Annotated in this window: 19 protein-coding genes; 7 read left to right on the top strand and 12 right to left on the bottom strand. The window is 73.1% G+C overall.

Annotated elements, in window-relative coordinates; translation table 11 throughout:
• Positions 1–17: 17 nt before the first annotated feature.
• From HC031_RS26030 to HC031_RS26020, 3 genes are read right to left on the bottom strand one after another with little or no spacing between them, the layout of a single operon-like run.
• Positions 18–329, bottom strand: a complete 312-nt coding sequence (locus tag HC031_RS26030; RefSeq protein ID WP_167928061.1) for a FeoC-like transcriptional regulator — start codon at positions 327–329, stop codon at positions 18–20.
• Positions 323–2,578, bottom strand: coding sequence for a ferrous iron transport protein B (gene feoB, locus HC031_RS26025; RefSeq protein WP_205863258.1), 2,256 nt, complete (start codon positions 2,576–2,578; stop codon positions 323–325). The genes HC031_RS26030 and feoB overlap by 7 nt, the downstream gene beginning before the upstream one ends.
• Before the next feature lie 14 nt (positions 2,579–2,592).
• Complete coding sequence (locus tag HC031_RS26020) at positions 2,593–2,826, bottom strand: FeoA family protein (protein WP_167928059.1); 234 nt, start codon at positions 2,824–2,826, stop codon at positions 2,593–2,595.
• Between the two features lie 296 nt (positions 2,827–3,122).
• On the opposite strand from HC031_RS26020, the gene HC031_RS26015 reads away from it, so the two are divergent.
• Positions 3,123–4,439, top strand: a complete 1,317-nt coding sequence (locus tag HC031_RS26015) for a DUF1800 domain-containing protein (protein WP_167928058.1) — start codon at positions 3,123–3,125, stop codon at positions 4,437–4,439.
• Positions 4,440–4,450: 11 nt separating this feature from the next.
• A complete protein-coding gene (locus HC031_RS26010; RefSeq protein ID WP_167928057.1) occupies positions 4,451–5,689 on the top strand; it encodes a DUF1501 domain-containing protein in 1,239 nt (412 codons plus the stop codon).
• Positions 5,690–5,734: 45 nt separating this feature from the next.
• Here the strand turns inward: HC031_RS26010 and HC031_RS26005 are convergent, their stop codons facing one another.
• The gene (locus HC031_RS26005; protein ID WP_338090835.1) at positions 5,735–6,790 is read right to left on the bottom strand and encodes a YeiH family protein; all 1,056 of its coding nucleotides are present in this window, start codon (positions 6,788–6,790) and stop codon (positions 5,735–5,737) included.
• A gap of 70 nt (positions 6,791–6,860) precedes the next feature.
• Between HC031_RS26005 and HC031_RS26000 the strand changes: the two genes are divergently transcribed.
• The gene (locus HC031_RS26000) at positions 6,861–7,787 is read left to right on the top strand and encodes a LysR family transcriptional regulator (RefSeq protein WP_167928056.1); all 927 of its coding nucleotides are present in this window, start codon (positions 6,861–6,863) and stop codon (positions 7,785–7,787) included.
• Here the strand turns inward: HC031_RS26000 and HC031_RS25995 are convergent.
• The 3 genes from HC031_RS25995 to HC031_RS25985 form a co-directional block, all read right to left on the bottom strand.
• Positions 7,784–9,142 (bottom strand): sensor histidine kinase, encoded by a 1,359-nt coding sequence (locus HC031_RS25995; protein ID WP_167928055.1) that lies wholly within the window; start codon positions 9,140–9,142, stop codon positions 7,784–7,786. The genes HC031_RS26000 and HC031_RS25995 overlap by 4 nt on opposite strands.
• On the bottom strand, positions 9,139–9,837 hold the full coding sequence (locus HC031_RS25990; protein WP_338090834.1) for a response regulator transcription factor: 699 nt from the start codon (positions 9,835–9,837) through the stop codon (positions 9,139–9,141). The genes HC031_RS25995 and HC031_RS25990 overlap by 4 nt, the downstream gene beginning before the upstream one ends.
• A 119-nt stretch (positions 9,838–9,956) precedes the next feature.
• Positions 9,957–10,400, bottom strand: coding sequence for a hypothetical protein (locus HC031_RS25985; RefSeq protein WP_167928053.1), 444 nt, complete (start codon positions 10,398–10,400; stop codon positions 9,957–9,959).
• Between the two features lie 222 nt (positions 10,401–10,622).
• Between HC031_RS25985 and HC031_RS25980 the strand changes: the two genes are divergently transcribed.
• Together HC031_RS25980 and HC031_RS25975 are read left to right on the top strand one after the other, a co-directional pair.
• Entirely contained in the window at positions 10,623–11,654 is a 1,032-nt protein-coding gene (locus HC031_RS25980) for a serine hydrolase (RefSeq protein ID WP_167928052.1), read from the top strand.
• Positions 11,655–11,782: 128 nt separating this feature from the next.
• The gene (locus HC031_RS25975) at positions 11,783–12,169 is read left to right on the top strand and encodes a DUF2267 domain-containing protein (RefSeq protein ID WP_167928051.1); all 387 of its coding nucleotides are present in this window, start codon (positions 11,783–11,785) and stop codon (positions 12,167–12,169) included.
• Positions 12,170–12,420: 251 nt separating this feature from the next.
• On the opposite strand, the gene HC031_RS25970 is transcribed toward HC031_RS25975, so the two are convergent.
• Both HC031_RS25970 and HC031_RS25965 read right to left on the bottom strand, forming a co-directional pair.
• Complete coding sequence (locus HC031_RS25970; protein ID WP_167928050.1) at positions 12,421–12,804, bottom strand: STAS domain-containing protein; 384 nt, start codon at positions 12,802–12,804, stop codon at positions 12,421–12,423.
• 158 nt (positions 12,805–12,962) lie between these two features.
• Complete coding sequence (locus tag HC031_RS25965; protein WP_167928049.1) at positions 12,963–13,244, bottom strand: STAS domain-containing protein; 282 nt, start codon at positions 13,242–13,244, stop codon at positions 12,963–12,965.
• 129 nt (positions 13,245–13,373) lie between these two features.
• On the opposite strand from HC031_RS25965, the gene HC031_RS25960 reads away from it, so the two are divergent.
• Both HC031_RS25960 and HC031_RS25955 read left to right on the top strand, forming a co-directional pair.
• Entirely contained in the window at positions 13,374–13,751 is a 378-nt protein-coding gene (locus tag HC031_RS25960) for an STAS domain-containing protein (RefSeq protein ID WP_167928048.1), read from the top strand.
• Positions 13,752–13,807: 56 nt separating this feature from the next.
• Complete coding sequence (locus tag HC031_RS25955) at positions 13,808–14,515, top strand: phage holin family protein (protein WP_167928047.1); 708 nt, start codon at positions 13,808–13,810, stop codon at positions 14,513–14,515.
• Positions 14,516–14,538: 23 nt separating this feature from the next.
• On the opposite strand, the gene HC031_RS25950 is transcribed toward HC031_RS25955, so the two are convergent.
• The 3 genes from HC031_RS25950 to HC031_RS34565 form a co-directional block, all read right to left on the bottom strand.
• Complete coding sequence (locus tag HC031_RS25950; protein WP_167928046.1) at positions 14,539–15,327, bottom strand: hypothetical protein; 789 nt, start codon at positions 15,325–15,327, stop codon at positions 14,539–14,541.
• Positions 15,328–15,462: 135 nt separating this feature from the next.
• A complete protein-coding gene (locus tag HC031_RS25945; protein WP_167928045.1) occupies positions 15,463–16,122 on the bottom strand; it encodes a 4'-phosphopantetheinyl transferase superfamily protein in 660 nt (219 codons plus the stop codon).
• Positions 16,123–16,209: 87 nt separating this feature from the next.
• A complete protein-coding gene (locus HC031_RS34565) occupies positions 16,210–17,676 on the bottom strand; it encodes a diguanylate cyclase domain-containing protein (RefSeq protein WP_167928044.1) in 1,467 nt (488 codons plus the stop codon).
• Between the last annotated feature and the right edge of the window lie 29 nt (positions 17,677–17,705).

Genomic DNA, 17,705 nt, shown 5'->3' with positions numbered 1-17,705 from the left:
TCGGCGGGCCGGTCGCGTCAGCCCGCCTCGGGGCCGCGCCGGGTGGGGATGGTGATGGCGAGCAGGACCGGGCCGCCGGTGGTCGGGCTTCCGCAGCCGGGCGCGTCGCCGTTGCCGGACGGGCAGCTACCGCACCCGCCGCCGGGGCAGCCCCGGCCGATCTCCTCGACCGTCAGCTGTCCCCGACGCACCCAGTAGTCGACCATGGCGTCGACCTCACCGCGGCTCACGCCGACGTTCCGCGCCACCTCGTCGAGGCTCACGCTGTCGGCCGACCGGATCTCACGCAGCACCTGACGGAGCGGGCTGGCCCCTCGCCCGTTCACCACAGCAGGCTCCCCACCTGGAAGACGAGTACCGACAACAGCCACGCCACGGCCAGCTGGATCCCCATACCGACGAGGGTCCACCGGGTGCCGATCTCGGCGCGCTGCGCGGCGACCGTGGCCATGCACGGCGTGTACGCGAGCAGGAACACCATGAAGGCCAGTACGGCCACGGCGGTGTGCCCGCCGGAGGTGTGGGTGAACGTGGCGACCAGTTGCGGCCCCAGCTGTCCGGCCCGGTGCACGTCGGACGGCTCGGCCGCGCTGTACGTCTGCGCGAACGTCGCCACCACGGCCTCCTTGGCGACGAAGCCCGTCATCAGCGCCGCGCTCGCGTGCCAGTCGCCGTACCCGGCCGGGGCGAACGCGGGCGCGATCGTCCGCGCCGTGGCCCCGAACAGGCTCTGTTCGACCGGGGTGTGTCCGGGCGTCCCCGCGCCGCCGCGTACCGGGATCGACGACAGCAGCCACACGGCGGTGACGGTGAGGACGATGATGCCGCCGGCGGTCTTGAGGAACCCGGCCAGCTTCTGCCACGTCTGCAGGCCCACCACGCGCGCTGTGGGCCGCCGGTACGCCGGTAGCTCCAGCACCAGGGGCTCCCGCGTGTGTCCGCGGAACAGCGTCCGGCGCAGGCCGAGGCCGATCAGGATGATGAGCGCGATCGACAACACGTACATGGCGAACACGGCCGTGCCGGCGGAGCTGCCGAAGAAGACGTTGGCGAGCAGCACGTACACCGTCAACCGCGCGCTGCAGGTGACGTACGGGACGAGCAGGCTGGTCAGCAACCGTTGCCGGGTGTCGGACAGGATGCGGGTGCCGGCGATCGCCGGCACGTTGCAGCCGAAGCCGACGATGAGGGGCAGGAACGCCCGGCCGGGCAGGCCGATGAGCCGCATGAACCGGTCGACCACGAACGCCGCCCGCGCCATGTACCCGGAGTCCTCGAGCAGGGCGAGGAGCACGAACATGATGGCCATGAGCGGCACGAAGGTCAGCAGCTGACCGACGCCCGCGACGAGGCCGTTGAGTACGAGCCCGCCGACCCAGCCGTCGGTGCCGATGCCCACGCGGGTGAGCAGCCAGCCGACGCCGCTGCCGACGGGTCCGTCCAGCAGCGACTGCAGCCCGCTCTGCAGCGGTGCGGCGACCCGGGTGGTGGCTTCGAAGACGCCCCACATGACCAGCAGGAAGACCGGCAGCCCCAGCAGGCGGGAGGTCAGCACCCGGTCGATGCGGTCCGACCAGGTGACGATGTCCTCGCCGGCGCGCCGCACGGAGGCCGCCACGACGCCGTGTACCCAGGCGTAGCGCCGCTCCGCGACGACCGTCTCGGCGTCGTCGTCGAAAAGATCGTCGCCCGGGAGAGCCGGCTCGTCGCCCGGAGCGGCCTCGATCAGGCGCCGCCGCGCCACCGGTACCGCAGCGTGGATCGCCTCGGTGCCGGCCAGGTCGGCGAGGTGGGCGGCGCCGGGGCCTTCGGTCAGCAGCTCGAGCGCGAGCCAGCGGGCGGGGAACCGCTCGGCGACGGCCGGCGTCGCCGCGATCAGCACGCCGAGGTCGGCGACGACGGCCTCGACCGGTTGCCCCAGGTCGACGCCGTGCGCGGCGGCGTCCGCCCGCCCGTGGGCCGCCGCGTGCGACAGCGCGTGGGCCACCTCCGCCGCGAGCTCACCGCAGCCGCGGCGCTGCCGGGGTACGACGGGCACGACCGGTACGCCGACCGCCCGCCCCAACGCCTCGGCATCGACGTCGATGCCGCGCCCGGCGGCCACGTCGACCATGGTCAGCGCCACCACGACCGGCACGCCGGCCTCCAGGACCTGGGCGAGCAGGTACAGGTTGCGGGCCAGGTTCGACGCGTCGACCACGACGACGGCGAGGTCCGGGCGGCCGGCGAGCCCCCGGTCCACCAGCAGGTCGCGGGTCAGCTCCTCGTCGGGGGACTGCGGCAGCAGGCTGTACGTGCCGGGCAGGTCGACGACCTCGACGGCGCGGTCGCCCAGCCGCCAGGTGCCGGTGGCGACGTGTACGGTCTTGCCAGGCCAGTTGCCGACGTGCTGGCGGGCGCCGGTGACCGCGTTGAACAGCGTGGACTTGCCGACGTTGGGGTTGCCCACGAGCGCGACCCGGGCGTCGTGGCGGGCGGGGTCGACCTCCCCGACGGGGCCGTCGGTAACCGGCTCGCAGCAGGGTGCGGGACGGGTCGGCTGGGGGGAGGGAATCCTGCGCGTGGTCGGGCTCGTCACCGGGCGGGCCGCCATCACGCGGCCGCGCGGATCAGGTCGACGCGCAGCGCCCGGCAGGTCTCCACGTCGACGGCGATGCGCGCGTCTCCGACGGCCAGCAGCAGGCCGCCGGTGGCGCCACGGCCGAGGACCCGCAGGATCTGACCGGGCACGAAGCCCAGCTCCATGAGCCGGCGACGCTGCTGGCGGTCGCCCTCGATCCGGTTCAGGCGTGCCCGGTCGGCCGGTCGGCAGTCCCGAAGGTCCATGCCTACTCCCCGCGACGTGATGGTAGGTAAACCTAACCTAACATCGAGCGGCGCCGCGCGCCGTGTTCAGTTCTTCAGATCACGTTCCGTCATCTGTGGGCCGGACGATCCGGGTCGGACAATCCGGGTCGCGATTCCCAGCTCAGGATGACACGGACGGGCCACCCCGGCCGCCCAGCGAACGGGTTACCCACAGCGACCGCCCGTACCCGTCACCGCCCGGCGCCGGTCACCTACTGACAGGCACTGAACAGGGTCGTTACCTTTCTCGGACATCGTCGCTCTACGATTCGCTCATGACCACCCGTGCGGAAGTTGCACATGTGCTGCGCCGCGCCACCTTCGGTCCGCGCGCCGACGAGGTCGACCGCGCCGAGCGCGTAGGCGTCGACGCCACCGTCGCCGCGCTGCTCGCTCCGGCGGGTGACGACGCCGGAGCCGCCCGTACCCCGGCACCCACCCTCCCCTTCGTACCCGCGGTCCCCGCCACCGGTGACCCCGCCAAGATCCAGCGGGCCCGCCAACAGGTGCTCGACCAGCAGCGGACCGCGACGCTGTGGTGGCTGGACCGCATGACGCAGGCCGACCACCAGCTACCCGAGAAGCTGACCTTCTTCTGGCACGGGCACTGGGCGACCTCCGTGGAGAAGGTCCGCGACGCCGGCCTGATGGTGCTCCAGCAGCAGACGCTGCGCCGGCTCGGCGGCGGCGACTTCGGGGTGCTGGTGAAAGCGATGCTGCGCGACCCGGCGCTCATCATTTGGCTGGACGGGCAGACCAACGCCAACACCGCACCCAACGAGAACCTCGCGCGCGAGCTGATGGAGCTGTTCACCCTCGGCATCGGCAACTACACCGAGACCGACGTACGGGAGGGTGCCCGCGCGCTCACCGGGTGGGGCATGAGCCGCGCGCTCCAGAAGTCCATGTTCGACCCCAAGCGCCACGACGGCGGGGTGAAGACGATCCTCGGACGTACCGGATCGTTCGACGCCGACGGCTTCGCCGACATCCTGCTCGCGCAGCCGGTGAACGCGGAGTTCCTCACCGCGCGGCTATGGCTGCGGTACGCCTCCGCGCAGCCGCTGCCCGACGACGTGCGGAGCCGGCTGGCGGCGGCCTACCGCGCGCGGCGCAACATCACCGACCTGCTGCGGGCACTACTCACCGATCCCGCGTTCGCCGACACGCGCGGGCAGCTGGTCAAACAACCCGTGGAATGGGCCGTCGGCGCCATGCGCCAGCTGGGCATCCGCCCGCGCGCACTGTCCGACAAGCAGCAGCGCCAGCTCCTGCAGGACCTCGAACAGCTCGGGCAGGTGCCGTTCGCGCCGCCGAACGTCGGCGGGTGGCCCTCCGGGGCCGCCTGGCTGACCACCTCGGCCATCCAGGTGAAGCTGCGGATGGCCGACGCTCTCGCCGCACAGGCCGCGCCCGCCACGATCGCCGCGCTGGCCGCGGTGCCGGCGGCACAGCGCCCGGAGGCGCTCGCCCGGCTGCTCGTGGTCGACGCGTTCACCGACCGTACGCGGGCGGTGCTGGCCAAGTCGGCCGGCAACGTCCGGCAGTTGATCGCGCTGGGCCTGGCCAGCCCCGAGTACGCGGTGATGTGAGGAGACACGCCATGGACACGCTCACCCGTCGCCGGTTCCTCATCGCCAGCGGAGTCGTCGGTGGAGCGGCTCTCGCGGCCGGCGCCACCGCGTACACACTCCACGACATCCTCGCCACGGCCGGCGACCGACCGTCGGACCCGGACACGCGGACCCTGGTGCTGGTGACGCTGTACGGCGGCAACGACGGGCTCAACACCGTCATCCCGTACGCCGACCCGGCCTACCACACCGCCCGCCCGGAGCTGGCCTACAAGCCGGAGGAGGTGCTCCGTCTCGACAACTCCCTCGGTCTGAACCCCGGAATGACGGGCTTCAAGCGGCTCTACGACGCCGGCCGGCTGGCGATCGTTCGCGGCGTCGGCTACCCCAAGCCCGAACACAGCCACTTCCGCTCGATGGACATCTGGCAGACCGGACAGCCCGACCACCCCGGTTCGACCGGCTGGCTCGGCCGCTGGCTGGACGCCACCGGGGGCGACCCGCGCCACGCGGTCTCCTTCGAACCGGTGCTGCCGCCCGTGCTGGCCGGTGCGACGACGGCCGGCGCGGCCGTCCCACCCCGGTCGAACGCGACGACCGCGGTGCCCGCCGGGTTCGGCCGGACCGCGCCCGGCGAGCCGCCGCTGCAGGCCCGCGCCGCCCGCGCGTACGCCGACCTGGTCGAGGTCGACGCCATGGTCACCCACCTGCCGCCGACCCCGGCGCCGGGCGGCAGCGCGGCGGCCAGCGGGAAGGCCGCGCCCAAGCCCGCGAGTGCCGCTCCGCGCAGCCCCGTGGCCGCGCAGTTCGACCTCGTCGCCCGCTGTGTCGAGGCGGGGGTGGCCACCCGCGTCTTCTCGGTGTCGCTCGGCGGGTTCGACCTGCACGCCGACGAGAAGGAAGCTCAGCAGCAGCAGCTCACCGAGCTGGACGCCGCCGTCACGGAGTTCGTCGAGCGGATGGGCCGCAGTGAGGCCGGACGCGACGTCGTGGTGGCGATCTACTCGGAGTTCGGTCGTCGCGTTCGCGCCAACGCCTCGCAGGGCACCGACCACGGCACGGCGTCGGACCTGTTCGTGCTCGGCACCCCCGTACGTGGCGGGCTCTACGGCGCCCAGCCCAGCCTGACCGACCTCGACGACGGCGACCTGAAGTTCACCACCGACTTCCGGGATGTGTACGCGACGCTGCTCGACGGCGTGCTCGGCACGGACCCGGCGCGGATCCTGGACGGCTGGTCCGGCCAGGTCAACGGCCTGCTGCTCTGACCTCTGTCGAGCGGTGGCGACCGATCACCGGCTGGTGGCGACCGGTCACCGGCCGGTGACCGCCTGCAGCCCGAGCCCGGTCAGCGCGACCGTCACCGACAGCACCACCCCCAGCAGCAGCGGCCGGACGCCGGCCCGCCGCAGTTCGGCCAGCCGCAGGTCCAGCCCCACACCCGCCATGGCCACCGCGACGCCGAGGGTGGCCGTGAAGCCGAGCGCGGCGTGGGCGTCGTGGGGCACCGCACCGACCGTGTTCGCGAGCGCGGCCAGCAGGAACAGCAACAGAAACGGCGGTACCAGGCGGCGGACCGGCGGCCGTCCGGCGGCATGCGTCCCCGCCGTGCCGCGCCGGTGGCGCAGCACCGAGACGGCCAGGACCACCGGGATGATCATCAGGGAGCGGCAGAGCTTCACCACGATCGCGTAGTCGCCAGCGGCCGGGCCGTACGCGTACCCGGCGGCCGTCACGCTCGACGTGTCGTTGATCGCGGTGCCGGCCCACAGCCCGAAGCCGTGCGCGCTCAAGCCGAGCAGATGACCGACGACGGGGAAAACAATCACCGCGGCCACGTTGAAGACGAAGATCGTCGACATCGCGTACCCGACGGCGGCCTCGCCCGCGCCGATCACCGGTGCCACCGCGCCGATCGCCGACGCGCCGCAGATGCCGGTGCCCGCGCCGATGAGCAGCCGCAGGTCGTCGTCCACGCGCAGCAGTCGGCCCGCGACCAGCGCCATGACCCCGCACGCGGCGAGCGTGCCGAGCATGACCGGCAGCGAGGCGACGCCGACCCGGAGCACCGAGGTCAGCGACAGGCCGGCGCCGAACACGACGATCGCGGCCTGCAGGACGTACCGGCCGGCGAGCCGGCTACCGGCGGCCACCGCCCATCCGGCGCCCCGTGCCCACCGTCCGGCCAGCGCACCGAGCGCGATCGCGATCACCGGAGCGCCGACGACGGGCAGTAGGCGCCCGATCCCGGTCGCCAGGCAGCCGATCACGGCGGCGATCGCCAGCCCCGGCAGGAGGCGCCGGACCGGACGCGCGCGTACCGGTGCGTGGAAGGTCATGGTCGGACGGGTGGGGACGGAGGTTGTCACGAGCCCAGTTTCTGACACACGGGACGATTCGGATACGGGGCAGTGTTATATGGCGCGATAGGGTGTACCTATGGCACCACCCCGGCTCGCCGCCGCCGACCTGACCGCACTGCGACTGCTGGTCGACACCGTCGACACCGGCAGCGTCTCCGCCGCCGCGCGGGCCGCCCGCATCGCCCAGCCGTCGGCCAGCGAGGCGTTGCACCGGCTCGAACGGCGCCTCGGTCTCACCCTGCTCGTGCGCACACCGCAGGGCTCCCGGCCGACCCCGGCCGCACAGCGCCTGGTCGGCCTCGCGCGGCAGGCGCTCACCGCCCTCGACGCGGTGGCCGCCGAGGCGGCCGCGCTCCAGGCGGCGGAACGGCAGGAGGTGCGCGTCGCGGCCAGCTACACGATCGCCGAGTACGTGCTGCCCGCCCTGCTGCCGGGCGCGGGCGACCTGACCGTCGCACTGTCCGTGGTCAACTCCGACGAGGTGCTCACCCGGGTGCGCGGTCACGAAGCCGACGTCGGCTTCATCGAGGGCCCGCTCGACGTCACCGGGCTGCGGGTACGGCGAATCGCCCGCGACGAACTCGTCGTGGTGGTCGCCCCGCGCCACCCGTGGGCGCGGCTGGACGAGCCGTTGCCGGCAGCGACGCTCGCCCGAACGCCGCTGCTGCTACGGGAGCCGGAGTCGGGCACCCGGCGTACCTATGAACGGGCCCTGGCCGGGCTCGGCCTGACCCCGGCCGCGCCGCTCGGGGTCCTGACCTCGACCGAGGCGCTCAAAGCGGCCGTACGCGCGGAGGTGGGCGGCACCGTCCTCAGCCGGCTCGCGGTCGCCGCCGACGTACCCGCCGGCACGCTGGTCGAGGTCCCGGTGGCCGGCCTCGACCTCGGGCGCGACCTGCGGGCGGTCTGGCTACCCGGCCGGCTCACTCCCCTCGCGGCGTCGTTCGCCCGCGCCACCGTCTCCCCCGGGGCGTCCGACGAGGCACCGGTCTCGTCGGACTAGGCACCGGTCTGGTCGGACCAGGCACCGGTCTCGTACGGCAGGACCACGGTGAAGCGGGCGCCGCCCTCCGGCGCGTGGCCCGCCTCGATCGTGCCGCCGAGCCGGCGCACCAGCCGTGCGGCCAGCGCCAGCCCCAGTCCGCTGCCGACCGTGCGCACCCCGCGGTACCGCTGGTATAGGGCGCCCCGCTCGAACGCCACGGCGAGATCGTCGTCGGTGAAACCCGGGCCGCCGTCGCGCACCTCGACCACTCCCCCGGCCGGCTCGGCCCGGACCGCGAGCACCAGCGGGGCGCCGGCCGGGACCACCCGCAGCGCGTTCTCGCACAGGCCGTCCACGACCTGGCGCACCCGTCCCGGATCGGTGCGCGCCGTGACGGGTGTGCCCGGAAGCTCGGTACGCAGCACCACGCCGACCGGGGCGCAGCGACCACCCCACGCCTCGGCCGCCGAGCCGATCAGGTCGGCCAGATCGACCGGCATCAGCTCGACCGGCAGGTCGGCCGCCTCCAGCCGCGCCAGCACGAGCAGGTCCGACACGAGCCGGTCCAGCCGGTCGGCCTCATCGAGGACGGTCCGGCCCGCCTTCGGCGCACCCTCCGCGCCGACGACGCCGTCGGCGAGCGCCTCCGCGTACCCGCGGATCGTCGTCAGCGGCGTGCGCAGCTCGTGGGAGACCGACAGCAGGAAGTCCCGCTGGCGCCCCTCGCTCGTGGCCAGGGCCGCGGCGAGCCGGTTGAACGACTCGGCCAGCTCGGCCACCTCGGTCGGCGGCCGGACGGCCAGCCGGACCGTCCGGTCTCCGGCGCGCAGCCGGGCGGCGGCCGCGGCCGCGTTCCGGACCGGGGTAGCCACCAGCCGGGCGAGCAGGGCGCCGGCGACGAGTCCGGCGGCCAGACCGGCCGCGAGCGCGAGCCACAGGTTCCGCAGGACCAGCGCGGCCGCACCGGTGACCGCCCGGGTCAGCACGACCCCGTTGCCGGCGGTGGCCAGCGGGCGCCCGGCCACCAGGACGGCGTGTCCCCCGACCACCGCCCGCCCGTCCACCCCGACACCGGCCGCCACCTGGTTGACGACGGGCGCCGGCAGACCCGGCTGATCGGGTACGCCGCGGCGGATCATGTACACCTCGATGCCCTGCCCGCGCAGGCGGCGCACCAGGGTCTCGCGCTCGGCCGGCCTGGCGGTCGCCAGCACGTCACCGGTGAGAATCGCCTTGTCGTGCAGGCCCTGACGCGCCTGGCGGTTGGCCGCGGTGACGGCGACCGGCAGCGCCACCGCCGCCGTCACGATCACGGACACCACGGCCGTGGCACAGGTGACCAGGATCGACCGGGCGGTGAAGGTACGGATCATCGGACCTCGTCGGCCGTGTAGCCGGCCCCACGGACCGTCCGGATCAGCGCCGCCGCCGGGCCGAGCTTGCCGCGCAGCTGGGCGACGTGCACGTCGACGGTACGGGTGCCGGCGGCTGCCGCGTACCCCCAGACCGACGCGAGCAGCTCCTCCCTGCTGAACACCCGCCCCGGCCGGGCCATCAGGTGCTCCAGCAGGGCGAACTCGGTCGGCGTCAGCGTGACCGGCGCGTCGTCGACGAGCGCCAGCCGCCGGCCCGGGTCGAGGGTGACCGGTCCGAGCCGGCGTACCCGGTCGGTCTCGGGTGGCCCCGCGGCCCGCCGCAGCAGGGCCTTGACCCGGGCGACCAGCTCCCTCGGGCTGAACGGCTTGGTGACGTAGTCGTCGCCGCCGAGCTCCAGGCCGAGGATCCGGTCGATCTCGTCGTCACGGGCGGTGAGGAAGATGACCGGGGTCCAGTCGCCCGACTCGCGCAGGCGCCGGCACACGTCGGTGCCGTCCGTACCGGGCAGGGCGATGTCGAGGACGCACGCCACCGGCCGCAGCCGGCGCGCCGCCGCCAGGCCCGCCGTTCCGTCGTGCTCCACGTGCACGCCGAAACCCTCACGCGTCAGGTAGAGCCGGACCAGGTCGGCGATCGGCCGTTCATCCTCGACGACGAGGACAAGGCCTTTGGCAGCGGCGTGCTCGGTCACGCCGCCCATGATGCCCCGCGGATCTCAACGGCGGATCAGGGCAAGGTTTGGAAAATGTACGAGCCGCCGGTCACGAGGGTGGCAACGGGCCCGGCGCGCCTGGCGCCGGGCCGGTCGGTTCAGCTGCCCGAGGTCGGGTCGTGGCGCGCGGCGTTCACGGCCTTGCGGTCCGCGACCAGCTGCCTTCGGTCGGCCTGGACGGTCCTCAGCGCCGCGCGGGCCGCCTTCAGGCCCACCCGGTCGGTCACCGCATCCACCTGGTGGCGGGCGGTGGCGGCGTCGGTGACGAGCTTGTCGAGGTCGGCGTCGAGCTTCGCCTTCTGCGCGGCGGTCAGCTTCTGGTTGGCGTCCACCCGCTGCCGCGCCGCGTTGGCCCGCGCGGTCAGCTTGTCCAGCCGCTGGTCGGCCCGATGCTTGAGCTCGTTCACCGTCTTGTGGGTGCCGCCGGTCGATGCCGCCGGGCTGGGGCTGGCAGCGGTGGCGGCGAAGGCGCCGGTCGCGCCGGCGGCCAGCAGGCCGGCGCTGATCGCGCCGACGGCGAACGCCTTACGGGTCAGTCTCATCGGTGGGTACTCCTCCACGTCGTACCGGACGGCTACGTCCCCTAACGCTGCCGGAGCGGTGCTTGTATCCGGCAAAGCGAACGTAAAGGTCTGGTAAGCCGTGGACCGCCGGCCGCGAGACTTTCACAACTTCCGAACAGCACCCTGACAGGGTCCGGATAGGTTTCCGGTATACCTCTCAAACGTGGCAACACGCGTACGACCCGGCAAAGAGCACAAGCTGTGAACGAGCAGACCGGTAACACCCCCCAGCGGACGAACCGCCCACCCACCACCAGTGGCACCGTCTACCGCTCCCAGGCGGCGGCAGCCCCCGTCAGCCCGCCCACCGCCAGCGGGGCACCCGCGGCACGACCCCGACGCGGTCGGGGTCCGGGTCGGTTCGCGCTGGCCGCCCTTCTCATCCTGAGCACCACGGCGTCGATCCTGGCCGCGTACCACCTCACCTCGTCGGCGGCGAACGCGGCGGCGAAGACACCGGCGGGCGTCGGTACGTCCGCGGCGGCCGACGCGCCATCGGCGGCCGCCCCGTCCCCGACGGCCACCCCCGGCGTCCGGCTCACGGCCGGACCGGTGAACGTCAACGTCGACGGCTTCTTCTCCTGGGCGCTCATGGACCGCACCACCGGCGCCATCAGTGGTTCGGCGAACGACGCCACCGAAACCAGCACCACCGAGTCGATGATCAAGATCTGGATCTCCAGCGACTACCTGCGCCGCCAGGCCGCCGCCGGCAACGCACCCAGCCAGCAGCGGCTCGACGAGCTGACCACGATGATCCGCGACAGCGACGACCAGGCGGCCGAGGACATCTACCGACTCGACGGCGGCGACGACGTCGTCGACCGCATGATCTCCATGTGCGGCCTCACGAACACCACGATGGTCGACGGCTGGTGGAGCAAGACCCAGATCACGGCCGCCGATGCGACCCGTCTCGGCCTGTGCGTCGCCGACGGCCGCGCCGCCGGCCCGAACTGGACGGCATGGATCCTCGACCAGATGCGGCAGGTCCGGGGCGAGGGCCGCTTCGGGATCGTCGACGCGCTCCCCGCCAACGTCGCGGGTACGACCGCGATCAAGAACGGCTGGACCCTGATCTATGACGAGGGCCAGTGGCATGTCGCCTGCCTCGCCGTGCAGGACAAGTGGATCCTCTCCGTCCTCGCCCGCTACGACGGCTCGCGGGGCCTGGCGTACGGCGCGAACGTCTGCGCCGACGTCACCCGGCAACTCATGGCCGGCTCATCGTGACCATCCGCTGACCGCACGGGGTACGCGAGCCGGTTTGCGACAGCGCCGCGCGGGTAGACGGCTCTGCTTCGGGCGGGACACGACGGGTTCGGACAGGACGCGACAGGACGCCGGACGGGGCGGTCACCATGGCGGAGTTGGCGTTCATCGACAAGGTAGCGGAGCGCGCGGGCGTTCCCGAGGATCAGGCCAGGGCTCTGACCGAGGCGACGCTACGCACGCTGGCCGAGCGGCTCACCGCCGGCGAGGCGGACGATCTGCCCGCCCACCTGCCCGACCAGTTCCGGGCCTTACTGATCAAGGGTCAGGAGCCGGCGCCCGACTTCCCCCTGGACGAGTTCGTGGACCGGGTCGCCGGCCGGGCCGGCGTCCCGCGCGCCATCGCCGAACGGGGCATCGGCTCGGTCCTGCAGGCCATGCACGACGCCGTCGGGCACAAGGAGTTCCGGGACGTCATGTCGCAACTCCCGCGGGAGTTCGGCGACCTGATGGACCTCTCCCACCGGCAGCGCTGACCGCGCGGCTGCCCGTACGTCGGGGACGGCGCGCCGGCCGTACCGCTGACGCTACGCGCTCTGCGCCGGGCGGCGAGCAGCACGTTCCGCGCCGTACTGTCCATAGAGGAGGTCACCGGTCCGGAGCCGGTCCGGCCGTTCCAGCCTCCCACGCCGCGCCGGAATGAACGCTCGTGACCTCTGCCCCGTGATCGGTCGACTAAACGGCGCGTAGGGCCTGTGTCAGAAACGGTGCGGCCCGGGGACCCGCCCTAGTCGGCCCCGACGAGAGCGGCTGCGTCAGTGGCGGTCGCCGGAAGCCCGAGCGCGGCATCGACGCCGACCACGCCGAGAACACGCGCCGCGAACGCGTTGACAGCGGTCAGGCGCAGCCGGACACCCATCTCGCGACAGATACGCTGCGCCACGACGAGGGTGCCGATTCCGGTGGAGTCGATGAACTCCAGACCACGGAGGTCGAGGCCGATGGCGGTGAGCCCACCGCGGTTGAGCAGCTCGGTCAGCGCAGCGCGAAGCTGGCCGTTGGTCGCGCAGTCGAGCTCACCGCGCACCGACACGGTGACCTCGCCACGCCCGACCGGCTCGACTCCGATCTGCAGAGTCGGCTTCCCCTGGGCAGCGGCGTCGGTGTCCATAGTTCGGCCATCATAGCCCTGCCGAACGACGGGCAGTCCATATCCGGATGACCGATCCGGACCGCGCGGGTCGCCACAACGCCGGCGCCGGCCGGCGAACAGGCAGGTCGCGCAGTCGATGCGGAGACGTGACGTGGACCCGGACAGTGGCCGGAAAACTACCGATCGGCCATCAGCGTGTCGAGGAGGCCGATGCGGCGAAGCTGGTGGGCGACGACGCCGTTGGGCTGTCGCAGCACGAATCCGACGGCCATCCGGCTCGCGACGGTGCGACCGGCGACGATCGCTTCGATTCCGGTCGAGTCGATGAAGGCCACGTGCAGCAGGTCGAGAACGATCCGCGTCGGCATCACCCTGGTCGCGGCGTGGACGAGCGCATCGCGTATCCGGCCGGAAGCCTCGGCGCCTATCTCTCCCCGTACCTCGACCAGCCAGCGCACAGTGCTGGGGCGCCACGGTACGGCGCGATCGCCGCGGACGGAACAGATCGCACCCATGTATCACGAACTGTCAATAGCCAGCGACCATGTGCGACGCGCCGGTCCGCTGGGTAACGCTGAGGAATGGAGTTGACGTGGTCGAGGTACGAGGTGCGCGGCGTCGCCGTACTCGCCCTGACCGGCAAGCTGTGTGCGGCCACGGTGCTCACCGTCGAGCCGGAAGTGGCGTGGCTGCTCGCCGGCGAGCGGCCGGTCCTGGTCATGGACCTCGCCGGGCTGGAAACGTGCGACTCCGCCGGCTTGGCGATGCTCGACGCATGTGACCGGGCGGCCACGACCGCCGGGATCGAGCTCCGCCTGGCAGCCCCCACCCACCCGGTATCCGAGGCGCTTCGGGCCCGCGGGCTGATATCCCGGCTGCGGATATTCGGAAGCGTCGACGGGGCTGCCCGGGCGGACGCGCTGGACCTGCTGCCGGCCACGCACCCGGTGGTGGATCCGGGCTGAGCAGGGCGGCCGAGGTCCCGCGATTGCCGGATGGCCGAGATGGGCATCCATGAAACGTGAACACTGCTGTCGACACCGGCCGGGTGGGCGGGACCGGTGGTCGTACCACGCGGCGCGCAGCCTCCACGGCCGCGCTTGCCCGTACCGTACTCACGCAGGCGGGCCGGTTGATTCGCGCCGAATCGCGGGCCGGCTGGGCGGAGCTGCGACCGAAGGCCCGCAGCGCGGGCACGGGTGCGGCCCTGTTCGGCGCGGCCGGGGTCACGGTTCTCTACGGCATCGCCGCGCTGCTGACGGCGGTGGCCGCGCTGCTCGCCACGGTACTGCCGGTCTGGGCCGCGGCGCTCGTGGTGACCGTCGCGCTGTTCGCCACGGCTGCCGGAGTGGCGCTGCTCGGCGCCGGGCGGCTGCGCCGGATCGGCTCCATCACGCCCGAGCGGATGGTCGAGAGCATCAGATTGGACCTGCGGGCGGTAACCCTGGCGGCGCGGCGGCGGCACGACGTACGGGCTGAGAGCACGGCCGCACCACGTGCGACGTACGCCGCGGTCACGACCGCCGTCGGCAGCGCCCGAGCGAATCCGGCGCGGGTACGGATCAGCGATGGCGTGCGCCGGCGTACCGGGTGGTGGGCCGCCGTCGGGGCTGGCGTGGTCGCCACCGGGGCGGCAGTGGTCGTACTGAAGCGGCGGCGTGCGCGCCGGACGTCACGCGGGTCGGCCGCTCGCGCGTGGCGCGGGGTGGTCGATCGGCTGGGCCGCTGACGGCCGGCCGGGTCCAGCGGTGGTCAGGTGACGGCGTCGACGATCTGCTGCGCGCGTACCCGCTGCTTGTCGTAGGCGCCGGGAAACGCGGAGCGCTGCACCGCCTGGGCGGCGTCGCTGATGCTCATCGTCTGCCAACCGGGGACCGCCAGAAGCCGGCGGTAGAACAGCCGGGTGGCCGTCGGCGGGTCCATCAGCTCCGCGACGGTTCCCCAGCCCTGGCTCGGCCGCTGTTGGAACAGGCCCACCGAGTCGAAGTTGTGGTACACGCCCTGGTGCGGATGGCTCAGCGACTCGGGCACGGTCATGTTGGCCAGGTTGCGCAGCCCGGTCTCCTGCAGCGCCGTCGCGACCGCCACGACCAGGGCGCGCCTGGGAAGGTTCAGCTCCCGGCCGACCTCGATGATGACGATTGCGTTGTCCATCGCGGCCCGGTTCAGCCCGACCACCGGCCGGCGCGGCGAACTCGCCCGCGCGTTCGCCGACGGCGCCGGGCCGCCGTCGGTCGCCGGACCCGGCTGCGTGACGATCAGAAGCTCGCGGGTGGCGGCCGTGGCCACCGCCGGACCGCCGGGCTTCGCGACGGTGATCGCGGTCCCGCCGATGGCGAGGGCAACGGTGACGGCTGACAGCGCCACCGCGACCAGCCTGAGCCCGGCCCGAGCGGGCCGGGGGCTGGCGTGCCTGCGCCGGTGCCGGTGGCGGGCCGGCCACCCGCAGCGGTCCGGCGCCGGGCCGGCGTCGGCGGGGCCGTGGCTGTCGACCTCGCTGTCAACCGGATCGCTGTGGTCGGCGTCGACGTCACGGCGCATCGGCACAGCCTAGGCACTCCCCCACCCCTGGAGAAGACCGGATGCGATAGCGCGCAACCGGTCGGTCACCGGGACCGAACCACGGCCGGGCAACGAGATCGGCCCTCGAACGTCCCTAATAGACGGAAAGCGGGGTCAGCCGACGGCGCACGACGCGACCGCCGCGAGCAGCAGGCCGTCACGCGTCAGCCAGCGGCCGGCGAACCCGGTCACCTCGCCGTCCGCGAGTCTGGGTCCGGGTACCAGCAGCCGGACGCTGAACACACCGCCCGGATCGATCTCGATCAGCGCGTCCTCGAAGCCCAGCCAGCGCCGAGCGAGCGGAAACCAGGCCTTGTACACCGCTTCTTTCGCGCAGAACAGCAGCCGGTCCCAGCACACCGCCGGTGCGGCGGCGGCCAGTGCCGTCAGCATCACGCGTTCCTGCGGCAGGCTCACCATGCCGAGAACGCGGCCGGGAAGCGGCAGCGCCGGCTCGGCGTCGATACCGATCGTCGGCACCTTCGCCGCCCAGGCCACGGCGCTGGCCCGGTAGCCGGTGCAGTGGGTCATGCTGCCGACGATCCCGTCCGGCCAGCGGGGCGCCCCACGCTCACCACGCGGCAGCGCGACCGGCGGGAGTCCGAGCTCGCCGAGCGCCCGCCGGGCGCACGCGCGAACGGTCGCGAACTCCGCACGCCGCTTGTCGACCGCGCGCTCCAGCTGCGCGGCCTCCTCGGCGAACAGCGGCGCGGGGCCGAGGTCGTCGAACGCCTCGGCCGACCGGACATCCTCGGGAAGGACCTCCTCGATCACGTCGGCTCCCAGCGCAGCGGAATGTCAATGGCCGCTTGGCCCGCGCCGACCATATCAACGTCGGTCACGGATTCGCGCGCGACGGTGTCACGCGGCCCGACGCGCCCCGCCCCTGGACTGCTTGATCGCGTACATCGCCTGGTCGGCCCGCGCGATCAGGGCTTCGCCGGACGCGGCGTCGTCCCCGGTCGTGACGGCCACCCCGACGCTCGCCCCGACGACGCACGCCTCTCCCCGTACCCGGACGGGCTCGCTCAGGCTCCGCCGGATCCGTTCGGCGGGGTCACCGACCTCGCGCTCGTCGACCCCGCCGCACACGACGAGGAACTCGTCGCCGCCGAAGCGCCCGACGACGTCCGCGCCGCGCACGCACTGCCGCAGCCTGTGCCCGACCACGCGCAGGACATCGTCGCCGGCCTGGTGCCCGAGAGTGTCGTTGATCGGCTTGAATCCATCGAGGTCGCAGAAGAGGACGCCGACGGACGGAAGCGCTCCGGCGCGCAGCCGCCGCATCGCCGCGTCGACCTCCTCCAGCAGGGTGCGGCGGTTGGGCAGGCCCGTCAGCTCGTCGTGACTGGCCTGGTGGGCCAGGGCCTGCTCGGCCTTCATCCGCCGCACGGCCAGGTTCCAGAACCGGACCAGCAGGAGGGGAATGCACACCAGCGTGCTGACGATCAGCATCAGCACGTCCGGCGAGCCGCCGACGGCGAGAGTGACGCCCGCGGTCAACGCGGGCATGCTGAGCACGGCGGCGGTACTGAGCATCCGGCGGGCGGACAGGTCGTCGGGGTGTACGCCGTCCGGCGTGGTCAGGTCGACGACGGACGGATGGAGGGCAGCCGCCGCGCAGCCGAAGTACGCGGTGAACCACAGCGATTCGGCCAGCAGTGTCGCGGTCGTCCGGTGCGGGCCTGCCGTGAGTGCCATCGCGACGACCGCGGCCATACCGCCGGCCATGGCCAGGATGAAGAAGTAGAGGTTGGCCCTCGCCTTGACCGTCGTCTTCAGGACCCGCAGCAGCGTGCCCAGCAGGGTCATGAGCGCCACGACGATGATCAGCAGCGCGCCCCGGCGCAGTGGTGGAACGCCCGCGGCAACCAGCCCGGGGCGCACCAGCACCTGCCAGATGGGACCGGACAGGCCGAGGCCGACCAGGGCGGCGTGCATGACACCGCCGGGGTCGGTCGGCGCGTGGCGCAGGACGATGGCGACGCTGCCGCTGAGCAGGGTGAGATGCCCGCAGGCGAGCGCGACGTACCCCCACGGCGTCGCACTCGCCCGACCCAGGAGGTCCACCTGGATGATCCACACCACGTTCGGCACGGTCATCAGGGTGACGCCGGTGCCGGCCAGGTACCACGGCAGGCGGTAGGTCAGCGGGTAGATCCGCAGGCTGGTGACGATCGCGGCGATGGGCAGCAGGTTGCCGAGCAGGAAGACGCAGTCGCGCGCCAGGCCGGGCAGGAGAACGTACGCGGTGGCGAAGACGAGGACAGCCGTCGGCCAGCCGGCGTGGATCCACCGCGGCCGGATCACCGGTTGATCTGACGCCACCCGTTCACCTCCCCACGTCGCACGACGGC

The organism is Planosporangium thailandense (genome assembly GCF_011947195.1).
Classification (GTDB): Bacteria; Actinomycetota; Actinomycetes; order Mycobacteriales; family Micromonosporaceae; genus Planosporangium; species Planosporangium thailandense.
The sequence above is the reverse complement of the archived record's forward strand: the minus strand, read 5'-3'. Positions and strand labels throughout refer to the sequence as shown.

Bases quoted from the DNA above. Each gene is read 5' to 3' on its own strand.
- HC031_RS26020 (WP_167928059.1), bottom strand. From the start codon at position 2,826: ATGGACCTTCGGGACTGCCGACCGGCCGACCGGGCACGCCTGAACCGG.
- HC031_RS26015 (WP_167928058.1), top strand. From the start codon at position 3,123: ATGACCACCCGTGCGGAAGTTGCACATGTGCTGCGCCGCGCCACCTTC.
- HC031_RS26010 (WP_167928057.1), top strand. From the start codon at position 4,451: ATGGACACGCTCACCCGTCGCCGGTTCCTCATCGCCAGCGGAGTCGTC.
- HC031_RS26000 (WP_167928056.1), top strand. From the start codon at position 6,861: ATGGCACCACCCCGGCTCGCCGCCGCCGACCTGACCGCACTGCGACTG.
- HC031_RS25995 (WP_167928055.1), bottom strand. From the start codon at position 9,142: ATGATCCGTACCTTCACCGCCCGGTCGATCCTGGTCACCTGTGCCACG.
- HC031_RS25985 (WP_167928053.1), bottom strand. From the start codon at position 10,400: ATGAGACTGACCCGTAAGGCGTTCGCCGTCGGCGCGATCAGCGCCGGC.
- HC031_RS25975 (WP_167928051.1), top strand. From the start codon at position 11,783: ATGGCGGAGTTGGCGTTCATCGACAAGGTAGCGGAGCGCGCGGGCGTT.
- HC031_RS25970 (WP_167928050.1), bottom strand. From the start codon at position 12,804: ATGGACACCGACGCCGCTGCCCAGGGGAAGCCGACTCTGCAGATCGGA.
- HC031_RS25950 (WP_167928046.1), bottom strand. From the start codon at position 15,327: ATGCGCCGTGACGTCGACGCCGACCACAGCGATCCGGTTGACAGCGAG.